This window comes from Burkholderia sp. 22088, assembly GCF_052045915.1.
GTDB lineage: Bacteria > Pseudomonadota > Gammaproteobacteria > Burkholderiales > Burkholderiaceae > Burkholderia > Burkholderia cepacia.
In genome coordinates, this window is the sequence record NZ_JBQEPY010000034.1 from 1 (window position 1) to 13041 (window position 13041).

Consider the following 13041-nt stretch of genomic DNA (forward strand, 5'->3'; position numbering starts at 1 on the left):
ACAAGTTGCGACTGCGCATGTCTGGCCGTGCCTTCGATTATGGCCGTGGCACCCTGGAGCACATGATTTCCTTCGCCGATCAATGCTTCTTCCAGTGCCCCGCCAAGGACGAAGTCGCCGAGCATTGGGGGGCGATCAACCACGTATATCGCACGGAATTCGGTGTCGACCCGCGAGAATGCCAACCCCGTCCGCAATGCGTCGAGTGCAATCTCGCTTCCGTCGACGGCGAATAGCATCCGCCGTGGCACGTGCTCGGCAACCGACGCGAAACCTTCCGGAACGATGAGCAGCGGGCACCCGACGAGTTTGCCGAGCGGGCCGGAAACCGTCCCTTCGACCCATCCGAGCAAGCCATGATGCTGACGTGCACCGACGATCATGAGTTCGGCCTGCCAGGTTTGCGCGCTGTCGGCCAGTGCATTCACGACATCCCCGCCATGGGCGGCCAGGTCGACGACTTCCGTGTCGATGACGAGGTCGTCGCGATCCAGTGCGGCTTTCGCGCGCGACAGCGCATCAGAAGCATCCCTGAGCAATTCGACGCGCGCGGATTCGAGGAACGCCATGGTTTTCGATCCGAGCGGGAAGAGCGTTCTCGGATTTTCCGCAACGCTGACGATGTGCACCGCTGCATTCGATGGGGAGAGCGCTTTGGCATACGCGAGTGCATGGGCGGATGCGGTCGAACCGTCGACGGCGATCAGCACTCGCTGAGGAGCGCGGATGGCCTGGACGGGTGACGTGCTGGTGTTCATGAATGTCTCCCTATGGCGACTGACGTTCTCGTACACGGTAATTTTTCGCACGGGCGGTTTCTGACAGGTTGACCTTCGTCAACTACTGTAGGCGTTCATTATTAGTGCTAGCCGCGTTCAGAAACGTTGCTAGCGGAAATTCTCAAAGAAGCCTTGGCGAACAGGGGCTTTTTGAAGTTTTCTGGCGGCGGCTTAGCCGTTGCGTTTCTGCAACAGAAATTTGGCCAATGTTCACTAACGTTGCTAGCACGTTGCATGTGTTCTTTAATACTGCTAGCAAACGTTTCGCGTAGATTGATAGGAATCCATATGGCTTCGATCGACGAGCGGGCCGCTCGAGCAGCGAAGATTGCGTCCGTGCTTCGACCGCTTGGCAACGGCGTGCTTTCCCGACAGCAGGCTGAACGAGCAGCACAGCTATTAGGCGTTCACTGCACCACCGTATATCGCCTGCGTCGACGTTTCCTCGCAGATCCGGTCGCCAGCACATTAGAGCCAAGGCAGCCGGGTAGGGCGACCGGGGGCAGACTGGACGCCGCCTTCGAACGCGTCAGCGACGAGGCTGAGCACGAATGGCTCCTGAATTAGCGCCACCTTGCGTATCCTGCAACTGATCTTGTGCTTGAGTGTTCTGAACGACGCCGATGTCACTGCATCACGGTGGAAGAGGGAGTGGCTCGATCCGTCAGCCGACTACTGCCGGGTGCACCACAGCCTGCTCGAGACTGTTCCACAATCGATTTTTGCCAGAGCTCCGAATTTCGACGCCGCGCTGCGGGCGATATCACGTTATCGATGCCCACCGCTCAGGCTGAGCAAAACATTGCGCTAGCAGTATTAGTGAACATTGCTAGCACTCCTTTGGGCGCGGCTAGCATTGATTGTGAACTTCTACAGCATCTGTTCGAGGAACGTTGTTATTTCGGCGTCGCTCCAAAGCTCGCCGGTATACCACTGGTCGGATCGATTGAACAGGTCGAGGCAAAGGTCGAAGATCAGTGGCGCATCGAAATTCGCCCGCGAAAGTGCCACCGCCTCTTCATGAAGGGTTTGTCGTGTCCCAGAGGAATTGAGCAATTCCGCGTCAAGCCCCGGGGCGTCGTCGTCTTGCAGGCAGAAGAAGTGCACATCGCTGACGAGTCCGCGTATCACCGCGGGGGCAATGAACGAGTCATAGCGGATCCAGGTGCCTTCGCGGATCATCGCGTCGAGCTCGGGTAGTCCTGCCGCCAGCAGCGCGTCTCGTTGTTGCGCGTTCTGGTAGAAGTCGTTGATAGCATCCCAGTGAAAATCCGCGTGCACGAGCGAGTACGGTCGGATGCCGTGCGTATGCGCAAATTGCTCCCACACTAGCAGTGCCCAGCGATGATCGTCCATCAGCCAGATGTCCTGGCTCAGCGCGACAAGATAGTTGTCGTCCGGCTGCAGTTGCGCAATTTCGCTTGCGTCCATCTCGTTCCTCGGCCGTTGTGGCGCATCATTGGGCATCGATCTAGCGCCGTGGTGTTCGCTTTCGCAGCAACTCAGATGAGAGCCAATGCGTACATTGGTCGCACCGTCCCCTATTCGATGGGTTGCCGTTGAGGTGCAGATCCCGAATCGCCTCGTTCCGGCATAGTTCTGCGATCGCGTCGCGAACCGAGGTGAGCTCTTCTAGCGTATCGGTCATTGCCCCGGCGCGTCCCGCGCTTGGGCCGCTGGCCTCGAGAGCGACCCGCAGCCAGGTCTGGTGGACCGATGTGGCAGCATCGATGGCGGTATCGAGAAATCTCTCGCTGATCAACGCCATCGCGCCGGTCGACCGCTTGCGTTCGCCCCACAGTCCCGGGTTGGATGCGAACTGGGGTCGCATTGGCGACTAATGCAGAGCGACAGAAGTCGGCTCCAACGCAGTCAGTACTATGCGCCGAAGTTGGGCGGCCGTGGGCTGCGAGCATCGCAGTTGTCGATGAATTTCCGCAACGGTTAGATGACCGAAGGGCTGACGAAACTCGACGCGGCGGGCATCTGCGTCGTGTGATCAGGGAGAACAGCTCTCGGTTCAGTGGCACTTAGTGCTACACTTGCAGTTCGGAGAGCTTTGTTTGGCTACGTTACTGATAAGGGAGTAAAGCGTGGTTTCAATGCACAGCAAAAGGTCACCCGTTATCGAAGCCAAGAGCGAAACGACCAAAGGTCTGCACAAGACAGGTGTACTCGATCAGATTACGCTACGCGAATTCGATCCGCTCTGGCTACCACCGATAGAGCCATTGGAGCCGGCCGAGATCAAACGCATCCGTGAAGGTGCGCATGTCAGCCAGGCAGTTTTCGCGCGCCTGCTCAACACCAGTCTTTCGACAGTTCAGAAGTGGGAGATCGGTCAAAAGAAGCCTGCGGGCACAGCACTCAAGTTGCTGCATCTGGTTCAGAAGCGCGGCCTAGAGGTTATCGCGTGATCGCGGTGCTCCGGCAACACCCGGTCAGGGCGCAAAAGTACAATCCGACCTGTCGCAATCGGGTTCAGCCTGTTGGTGTATCAGCACTTGTCCGGCGGCTCGCAAGAATGGGTGAAATCGCATGAATGCCGATATTCTAAAGAGAGTGGTACGAGCCATCGCCGATGGTTCACAAACGGACCTAGACCGGCTTGCCGGCAAGATCGTCGAAGCGGAACGCAAGACCGGGCACGTCCGGCTTGCCGAACAGCTTGAGGCTATCCTGAAGCAGCCAAAGCCCAAGCGGCCAGCCGCGCCGCTGTCGACGCCCGACATCGACCGCACGCTTAAAGAGCTTCCGTTAAGCCGCCGCCATGGCGAGACGCTGGCTACTTTGGTACCGCACGATCAGCTTGAACATCACATGGTGCTTCCTGAAGTGGTCGAGCAACGCTTCGCGCGCATCGAAGCGGAGTACGCTGCTCGCGATCGGCTTCGCACCTTCGGGCTCAAGCCTCGCAAGACTGTATTGCTCTACGGCCCTCCGGGCTGTGGCAAATCCCTAGGCGCCAAGCGGCTCGCTTGGAACACGGGTTTGCCGCTGATGAAGGTGCGCTTTGATGTTCTGATCTCTTCGTTCTTCGGGGAGTCGGCTCAGAACCTGCGATCGATCTTCAGCAGTGCCCGAGAGAAACCATGCGTTCTGCTGCTCGACGAATGCGACTTCATCGCGCGATCGCGCACGGCCTCCAAGGACATTGGCGAAGTTTCACGCATCGTCAACTCGCTGCTGCAATTGATGGAGGAGTACGACGCTCCTGGCTTGCTTGTGGCGACAACGAACTTGGAGTCAGCTTTGGACCCTGCGCTTTTCAGGCGCTTCGACGATGTCTTCGCCATTCCGTTGCCAGGCCCAGCGGAGATTGAAAAGCTTCTGAAGCTGACGTTGTCCAGTGTGCGGCTGGACAGTCCCATCGCCTGGGAGCCACTAGTAGCCAAGCTAGAAGGTTCATCGGCTGCGATGGTCGTGAAGGCGGCGCAGGATGCCGCGAAGGCCGCCGTGCTGGCCGGCCATAGATCTTTGTCGCAAGACAAGCTCCTGAAGGCTGTTGACGAACTGCAACGGCACGACGCGGCGCAGAGGGCGTAATCAATGCCAGCAGCACACAACTTTGAACACCTTCCGCTGCTCCTTCGCTACCAAGGTAAGGCGCGACTGCGCGGGGGCGGCGACCCCTCGCCGCAAACGCTCGCCAACAAAGGTGTGCAGCGCCAAGCGCACAGCGTCGTGCTTGAAACTGCGGCCCAAGCGATCAGCGCGAATTGGCAGGCGCGCAAGGCACAACGCCAAGCAGCTGGGGAGTCCTTGCCGGACATCCCCGCAGGCATTCCCATCCTATTGCAGATTGACACCGGCCTTGACCTCGATGTCCTGCGGGCCAAGTTTGAATTTGAGATCGTCGCGGAGCAAGAAGAGGGCTATGTGATCGTGGCGTCTGAAGACATTCAGCTCGCCGCGTTCCGGGCAATGGTCCAAGGCTTCGCCGTCACAGTACACGGCTCGGCGACCATCGCCCAAGTCCACACGCTGTTCGATGATCCCGACCAAACAGACCGGCTGGGTCGCATCCTCTCCGAACATCTCATGGCGTCGTGGGGCAATATCGACGACGATCAGCTCTACATCGTCGATATCGGCATCGCCTGCGCCGGCACTCAGGAGATTCCGGCTCGCCCCACCCGCGGCAAGCGGGCGACGGACGCGCAATGGGCGGCCAAAGAGTTCGAGTGGTCGGAAAAGCGTACCAGCGCCTATAACGAATGGGACGACATCAAGTTCGAACGAGAAACTTCCATCCAGAAGTTCACCGAGTTTTACCAAGCGGAAATTCTGCATCTTATCGACAGCGCCGACTTCGATGCAGGCGTTCTTCCTGACAGCTTCACGGTCCGGCTGAAGATCTCGGGGAAGGGGCTCAAGGACTTCGTTCTCAACTACCCCTACATCTTCGAGGTCGTCGAGCCGGAAGACATCGCACTGCCCCAGAACCAGATCCAGCAGGGCGCACAAGCGGCACCAGCTGTAACGCCGGTCGCGCCCGATGTGGACGCGCCCGCCGTCTGCGTCATCGATAGCGGTATTCAAGAAGCCCACGTCCTGCTTCAGCCCGGCATCGATCAAGCCACTTCCCATTGCTTTCTGCCGGGCGAGGCCCCGACGGCCGTCGCGGATGAAGTCGCACCCGGCGGACATGGCACACGCATCGCAGGTGCCGTGCTGTACGGCGAGGACGTGCCAGCCGAAGGTGCGCCTCAGTTATCGTTTTGGATTCAAAACGCCCGCGTGCTGGACGCACAGAACGCGATGCCTGTCGAGTTGTTCCCTCCGGAGGCACTGCGCAAGGCCGTAGAGCGCTTCAACGACGGCCCTCGCCAAACCCGCATATTCAACCACTCGATCAATGCGCGTGGCTACTGCCGCACGCGCTATATGTCCTCCTGGGCCGCAGAGATTGATCAGTTGTGCAACGAGCGGGACATTCTCGTTGTGCAAAGCGCCGGCAATCTCCCGCTGCAGGGCACGTCCCCCTTTTTGGGGATCGCCGACCATCTGAGTGCAGGCCGGGACTACCCCGGGTATCTTGAAGAAAACGCGGCCCGCGTTGCCAATCCCGGCCAGAGCCTGCAGGCGCTGACGGTCGGGTCAATCGCTTACGACACCGCCGAGCTGGGTGCATGGCGGACTTTCGCCACGCAGCCCGCAGGCCCCTCGGCGTTTTCGCGGTCTGGTCCAGGCATCTGGAACGTCATCAAGCCCGAAGTCGTCGAGTACGGCGGCGACGCCGTTCGGACGAACAACGTGCCGCCTGATATACAAGCCGGCGGCCGCATCCCCACGGCTTGTCCGAACCTCGTCCGGTCAACGTTGCATGGGCCCGGACCCGCAGCCGATCGCGACGCCGCGGGCACATCCTACGCGGCACCCAAGGTGGCGCGCATTGCGGCCCAGATCCAGCGCGTATTGCCCCTGGAACCGGCGTTGCTGTATCGCGCCCTCGTCGTGCAATCGGCGCAATGGCCGGCTTGGGCTGAAGACCTCTTGACGCGTCTGCGCAATCCATCGCCGGACATGCCCCAAGCGGAAAAGCAGGCCTTGTTCGCCGCAGCGTCAAGCGCCTTCCGATGCCTCGGCTTTGGCATACCGGACGAAGGGCGGGCCACCACGAACACGGATCATCGAACGACGCTCATCACGAGCCGCGACACTGAGATTCACGCGGGCGGATGCCACATTTATCAGGTGCCGATTCCGGCCGAATTGCGCCAGCAGGCCGACGATTTTGACATCCGCATCGATGTGACGCTTTCCTACGTCGCGCAGCCGCGGCGCACGAGACGCAATCTGCGCCGCTATCTCTCGACATGGGTTGATTGGAAGGCCAGCAAGCTGGGCGAGGGGCTGCGCGACTTCCGTGTGCGTGCCATGAAGAACGCGACGAACGATGAGGCACCGCTGCCTGGCTCGACGCTGCCCTGGGTGCTGCACGACAAGCCGCAGGACGGCCTAATTAGGGACTTCAAGCGCAACAGCGGGACAGTGCAGAAGGACTGGGCCGTCGTTCGCTCGAACAGCTTGCCCGACCACTTCTGCATCGCGGTGGTCGGCCATCAAGGCTGGAGCCATGACCCGGACTCGACTGCTCGCTACGTACTCGCCGTAACCTTTGAAATCTTGGGAAGCGAAATCACGATATACGAACCGCTGCGTGCGGCGATCGCTGAACTTCAAGCTCAAACCGAAGCCGAGATCGAGGCCGACGAAGTACAAGTGGAAATCGAAGCGACCGAATGATGCATGCCCACGCCTGATTGGCCAGGTCGATTTTCATGCGGCGCAGCAGATGTTGCCGTTCGCAGTTTCTGCTAACAGTGACCACAGATACTGCTAATGGGTAAACTCGTGGTAGCGCCGTCAGCAAAGGCTGAGAGCGATGTTCCTTTCGTGTCCGCACGCGTTGCCGGAATGCAACAAAGGGGGGATGTATGTGCGAAGATTTTGCTAATGCACCTTCAAGAGCTTGCAATGTCGGATGTGGCTCACGGGCGGCGCAATGATGAAAGTCGCTCGTGACGAGAGCATGGTGTGCACGTAACCGATGATCAACAACTTGGGTGCATGCGCAACAATATACCTCTCGTCAAAAGGACGGAGGTGCGACTTTAATGCCTGTTTTCCGGGGTGGGGGAGGTTGTCGACATTGAGCCGTGGTGCACGCCCATGTCGCGCTTCAACTCCATCGTTTGGAATTCAGCGCACGTCGACGAAATACCTCGCCAGCGACCTGCCGCTGCTCACTTCCTCAGCTTGACGTTCGCCGCCCCGCATTAGCGGAATTAATGGACACGATTAGCGCACGAACGGACACCATTAGCGGTATCTACGAACTTCAACACCAGTATGCACGTCGCCGCGCTTTCGCGCGTGCGAGGTGCATCGTGTGGGGCCTCGGTCAGGCTCGTCCATGCAATCTGCATGCCCCGTATCGACGTCTGAAGTGACATTTTTACTTCGCGAACGTTGACGACTTTGCTTTGGCCGACGGCTCGACGACGATCAGGCGAAGCAGATGAAAGTCGATCCCGATCCGATCGTCCGGCATTTGGCGCTGTCTCCGAACGACCGCCTCGAATCGGCGCGCGGTTCGGCAATGGACCGCCGACAGGACATCGTACATCAGCAAAACTCTGGCAGTTTTTGCAGATGCGTTGTCATCTTCCACAAATTCATGCTGGCTGGATGTCGATAAAGTACGCATCACGCAGACGCTTCAAAGCACCGACGTGCCGGGTTCCCGTGCTTCGAGCCGGTAGTGAACAAGCGTTGTGCGATGTCGATGGCCCCGATGCGTCATGAACCCATGATGCAGCGCTTCGAGCGCTGCTCAGCACCATCGACGGATTGCCGAGAGATCGACCGTAAGGTCGGGTCAGATTGGGGAGTCAATCATCATGAAACTTGTCATTTCGAAAGTCGCAAAGGCAATCGTGTCCGCGTGCGCCATTCAGAGGGCCGACGTCATGGTCTGCAATTCGGCGGGACAGCAGATCCCGTACGTCATGTTGTTCACCATGTATGGCTTCGTCTGAGCGCGGCGCCACGGCTTCACAAGGAAGGAGATTCTCATGCGCACGACAATTGCAGCGATACTCTGGTTCGTCACGTGCATCCCGTTTGCCGCGAGCGCCGGTGTAGTCGATGCGGGCTGCGCCGCGGCCGTGGTCACGAGCGGAAAGACGCGCGCCGAAGTGCGGGCCGAACTCGTTCAGGCAGAACGCGACGGCTGGATTTCGACTCACTCGCCCAGGCAGCGGACCTATCCGCCCGATATGGCGCAGGCTCGCCGGAATCGGGATGTCCGCGATGCAGGCGCGGTGGCGACGCCATCCTTGCAGGCGTCGAACCAGCAGCCTTGAACAATGACCCTGGCGTCCGCATGCTGGTGCTGCAATATCGCTGCATCGTCATGTAGGCTCCAGGGCGAACCACGCTCAGAACTTATGTCGTATAGCGAGCCGATAAACCATCTGGTGGTTATTCGACGAATCTCCGGAGCCGCCGATGTTGGCGACGGCTGGCGCGCCCGTCGACGATGTGCCCGAAGCGCGCTGCCAGCCGCCGGAGAAGTACACGTCGGTACGCTTCGACAGCAGATAGTCCAGCGTGAACGCCACCTGATTGTAGTGCTGGTTGCCGACGGCATTGCCTTGTGCCGTCGTGACGCTCCGCGCGTTCATGTAGTCGTACGCGACGCCGACGAAAAAGACCGGCGTGACACGGTAGTTCAACCCGATGTCGTAGTTGTTGAAGACGGCGGTACCGTTCATGAACCCCGCACCGAGATTGGCGTATTGAACGTTCGAATACGATGCGCTGATCGTCGCGTTTCCGATCGTGTAGGCCGCCGCGATGACGGCGTCCTGATAGGCCTGCGCGACCTGATAGGCCGAGTTCAGAGAGGAGGCCAGCAGATTGAAGCCGCTTGCATAGTTGGTGAACCATCCGTTGCCTGGCGTCGAGGTCGGGTGTTTGAAGTAATCGAACGCCGCGCCGATCTGAAGCGGACCGTGTGTGTAACCGACTCCAAGCGAATAGCCCGACATCGACGTGAAGTCGCCGGGTACGCCGCCAAGGCTATATTCGACGCCAAAGGAGAAGCCGCGGAAGTCCGGGCTCATGTAGCGCACGGAGTTGTTGAATCGCACGCTGTTGCTGGTGTTGTCGAAATCTCCCGGATGCGCGCTCGGCAGGTCGCCAACCGCCGCGGATCCGGCAAGAAACTCGGGAAAATACCACACCATGTCGTATTGACGGCCGGCGGTGAGAGAGCCGTAAGTGTCGCTGCTCAGTCCGACGAAAGCCTGCCGGCCGAACGCCGTGCCGCCCTGGGCAAACTGTCCGTTGTTCACGTTGATGCCGGACTCGAGCGTAAAAATCGCCTTGAGACCGCCACCCAGGTCTTCCTTGCCGGTCAGCCCCCAGCGGCTGCCGTCGATGCCGTCCAGCGAGTCCATGTAGACGGCTTTGCCGCCGCCTACGTTGGTCTGGTAATGAATGCCGTTGTCGATCTCGCCATAGAGTGTGACGCTGCTCTGGCTATGCGCGACGGAACTGGCCAGCCCCACGAGCGAGCCGACAATGATTTCGATTTTTTTGGTTTTCATGAGATCTCCGCAATCAAAAGGCCATACAAAAGAACGGTTCACTTGACGTTCATCGATTCAGCGAGCGGTACCGGTCAGGCCGAAAAGGATTTCTTCAGGCCGTTCTTCGTCAGGCCATAGCAAGCGCCCATCAGCGCCACGCAAGCCGCTGCAATGAGGATTGGCGCGGCTGCCACGCGAAACATCGCGTCGACGCTCCAGTTGTTCGCGTACAGGACGCCCGCGAGGTAAGTGCCGCCCGCGGCGCCGAGCCGACCGAATCCGTAGGCCCACGCGACGCCCGGGGCGCGCAATTCCGGGCTATAGAACAGCGTGCACAACGCGATCGCGCAGGTTTGTCCGCCGCTGATGCAAAAGCCGCAAAAGAAGATCGTCGTGAGTAAAGCGAGATGCGATGAGCCGATCGCGATGGAGATTGCGTACATCGACACGGCGCCGCCGACGTAGACCGCGGACAGAATTCTGTAAGGGCTCGTGCGATCCATGATGGGTCCCATCAGCAGACTGGCCACCATGCCGCCGATGATCACGGTGATGGTCGCCCAGACCACGAGCGCGGGTGGGAACGAGATGGACGCGAGAACGGTCGGCAGCCAGCTCTGCAGAAAATAGAACGCGGCCAGGTTGATGGCGAATACGGCCCACAGCAGGAATGTCCCCACGCGGAATTGTGCGGAGAACAACCCGAGCACACTTGCGTCTGCCGGCTTCTCTTCGTGAGTGACCAGTTCGCTGTCCGCTTGCAGCGTGAAATCGGGAAAGAGGCGCTTGGTTGCACGAAGCAATTCACCGGGCTGCGCGTTTGCCGACAGGTAGGCCACGGATTCTGGCAGCAGCGGGACGAGCAACACCGTCAAGCCGACTGCCGCGAGCCCGCCCAGCCACAGTGGGCCTTCCCAGCCGAACCGCGGGATCAACGCGCTGCTGCAGATGCCCGCGAAGATGAACCCCAGCGCATATCCCATGTAGACGAGAATGACGAAAGTCGCGCGGGTTCTCTTCGGGCTGAATTCCGAAACGAGGCCCACCGCGCAAGGCGTGGCCGCTCCGAGCCCGATGCCGGTGAGGAACCTCAAGGCGATCAGCTGCGGCACGCTGGTGGCAAAGACGGTCAGGACGGTGAACAGGCCGAAAGCAGCGGTTGCCACGAAAGCGATCTTCTTCGTGCCGAAGCGTCGGGTCGCGAACGGAATGCCGAAATTGCCGATCAGCAACCCGAAGAACACCGCTGAAAAAATCGCGCCGAATACCGCCTTGGGCAGTTGCCATTCTTTCGCGAGAACGGGCACGATGAAGCTGATGACCTGGGTGTCGAAGCCGTCGAAAAGCATCAGCAGCGCGCAGAAGGCGACGATGAAATACTGCCTCCTGCCGATTCTGCGACTGTCGATGATGTCGTAGACGTTGATTTTCCGTATTTCCACATCGTTCTCCTCGCGTTAAAAGAAAAGGTTTTACTTCGGGTATTGCATTTTCTTGCCGGGGTAAAGGTGGTGGCGCGAATGGGCGAGCATTCGGTGCCATTAAAATGTGATTGAAGAATCGACGATTAATGCGACGAATACTTGATTAATTTGCGAAGCTGATTGTTGATGCAAATGCGGCGGCCCGGCGGATTCGATCGACGATCGTGCCGTCCCGTCCCGAACGGGGCAAGCGCCATGCACAATGGTGCGGCGCCATCGTCCGTTCAGTATTGGTGTGAAAGAACTGTCTCGCTTGATTTATTATTCCGTCGCTCCGTATTTCATTGCATTTGAAGAAATCCGGGGCGCCGGGATCGTGAAGTCATCTTGATTGCACGGAGAAATATTGCCGCAGTCCAGGCAGTATTTATTATTCTTGTGTTGCCGCGGCGGTGCTCCGTTCGGCAGATTGTGCGGTGAGAGCGGTCGATCGAAGCGTAATTCGCGGTCGGTGGCCCGCTGAACTTCGCGGTGCCGTCCACGCCGATCTGTTCGACGCCATCGTGGGGTTCGCCCGGCTCGTCGAGCGTGCACGTGACGCGCCACAGCCCATGTACGAAGCACAATCGGGGCCAAACCGGACTGCATGGGCATCGACACCGTCGAACCGCTCACGCGCGAGCCCGGACGTCGGGCGTCCGGGAAGGGGCGGTCTCGCGCAATGAAGTCGTGGCGCCATTCCAGCGTGGCACGTGATGCGGCTGTGCCTGCTTATGCTTCGCATCGTTCGCCACAATTTCAACATGTCGCTAGAATGCCCGATATGAACCGTTACGTTAGCCTTCCTGATTTTGCGGATCCGGACGCGATCGATCGGCCGGCGGTAGCGATGTGCATGCACGTCGACGAGCATGCTGCCGAAATTCCGGTTCACAAGCATCAGAAGGGGCAGCTGGTGCTGGCGTTGCACGGCGCCGTGACCTGCCGGGTCGCGGGCGCGTTCTGGATCGTCCCGCCGCAATGCGGCGTCTGGATTCCCGGCGAGATGCCGCACAGTAACCATGCGACACCCAATGCCCGGCTTTGCTATCTGTTCGCCGAGCCCGGTGTCGTCGACTTGCCGACGGAGTGCTGCACGCTGTCCATTTCGCCGATGCTGCGCGAAATGATTCTGCATCTGGCCGGTGCGCCGCTCGACTACGAGCGGGGCGGCCATACCGACCGGCTTGCGCGCGTGCTGTTGCATGAGCTGACGTTGATGCCGGTCGAGCGCCTCTATCTGCCGGTTACGGATCATCCGCGCATCCGGCAGATGGCGGACGCATTGAACGCCAATCCCGGCGATCGCAGCACCGTCGCGCAATGGGCGAAGCGTCTCGCCATGAGCGAGCGTTCGCTGGCAAGATTCGTCGTCAGTGAAACGGGACTGACCTTCGGCCGCTGGCGGCAGCAGTTGCAACTGCTCGTTGCGGTGCGCGAGCTTGCCGGCGGCGCTTCCGTGCAACGCGTGTCGGACGAGCTCGGCTATGAGTCGGTAACCGCCTTCATCACCATGTTCAAGAAAGCGCTCGGGCATTCGCCAGGCCGCTATTTCGCCGCGCTGGCTCGCACGCAATCGGAGGCCGGGCTCGCGCCGGCGGCTGCGACCGAGATGGACGACCGAGCGGATGGCGCAGCGGACGTTGTGGGCGATGCATGAAGCCGCGCCTTCGCCCATTTTCCCGTCCGTGACGCCGG

At 59.8% G+C, this 13041-nt stretch carries 10 protein-coding genes; 6 read left to right on the forward strand and 4 right to left on the reverse strand.

The annotated features are described in order from the left end of the window. On the reverse strand, positions 1-758 hold a 758-nt coding region (locus ACTJLD_RS40405), incomplete at its 3' end, for a universal stress protein (protein ID WP_440661651.1). Positions 759-1649: 891 nt separating this feature from the next. Continuing rightward, complete coding sequence (locus ACTJLD_RS40410; RefSeq protein WP_440661652.1) at positions 1650-2210, reverse strand: UPF0489 family protein; 561 nt, start codon at positions 2208-2210, stop codon at positions 1650-1652. Positions 2211-2881: 671 nt separating this feature from the next. Here ACTJLD_RS40410 and ACTJLD_RS40415 point away from each other — a divergent pair. From ACTJLD_RS40415 to ACTJLD_RS40435, 5 genes are all read left to right on the forward strand, one after another. Beyond that, positions 2882-3196, forward strand: coding sequence for a helix-turn-helix domain-containing protein (locus tag ACTJLD_RS40415; protein WP_060369393.1), 315 nt, complete (start codon positions 2882-2884; stop codon positions 3194-3196). A gap of 121 nt (positions 3197-3317) precedes the next feature. Beyond that, the gene (locus ACTJLD_RS40420; protein WP_440661653.1) at positions 3318-4325 is read left to right on the forward strand and encodes an AAA family ATPase; all 1008 of its coding nucleotides are present in this window, start codon (positions 3318-3320) and stop codon (positions 4323-4325) included. Positions 4326-4328: 3 nt separating this feature from the next. Further along, positions 4329-7028: a S8 family peptidase gene (locus tag ACTJLD_RS40425; RefSeq protein WP_440661655.1), complete on the forward strand. Its 2700-nt coding sequence runs from the start codon at positions 4329-4331 to the stop codon at positions 7026-7028. A gap of 775 nt (positions 7029-7803) precedes the next feature. After that, positions 7804-7983, forward strand: a complete 180-nt coding sequence (locus ACTJLD_RS40430; RefSeq protein WP_124675975.1) for a hypothetical protein — start codon at positions 7804-7806, stop codon at positions 7981-7983. A 376-nt stretch (positions 7984-8359) separates the two neighbouring features. Then, positions 8360-8650 (forward strand): DUF4148 domain-containing protein, encoded by a 291-nt coding sequence (locus ACTJLD_RS40435; RefSeq protein WP_011548544.1) that lies wholly within the window; start codon positions 8360-8362, stop codon positions 8648-8650. 75 nt (positions 8651-8725) lie between these two features. Here the strand turns inward: ACTJLD_RS40435 and ACTJLD_RS40440 are convergent, their stop codons facing one another. Together ACTJLD_RS40440 and ACTJLD_RS40445 are read right to left on the reverse strand one after the other, a co-directional pair. Next, positions 8726-9898, reverse strand: a complete 1173-nt coding sequence (locus ACTJLD_RS40440; protein WP_011548543.1) for a porin — start codon at positions 9896-9898, stop codon at positions 8726-8728. A gap of 74 nt (positions 9899-9972) precedes the next feature. After that, positions 9973-11322 carry an MFS transporter gene (locus ACTJLD_RS40445; protein ID WP_059686293.1) on the reverse strand — a complete coding sequence of 450 codons (1350 nt, stop codon included), beginning with the start codon at positions 11320-11322 and terminating at the stop codon, positions 9973-9975. Between the two features lie 703 nt (positions 11323-12025). Between ACTJLD_RS40445 and ACTJLD_RS40450 the strand changes: the two genes are divergently transcribed. Continuing rightward, positions 12026-13003: an AraC family transcriptional regulator gene (locus tag ACTJLD_RS40450; RefSeq protein ID WP_440661667.1), complete on the forward strand. Its 978-nt coding sequence runs from the start codon at positions 12026-12028 to the stop codon at positions 13001-13003. The last annotated feature ends 38 nt before the right edge of the window (positions 13004-13041 follow it).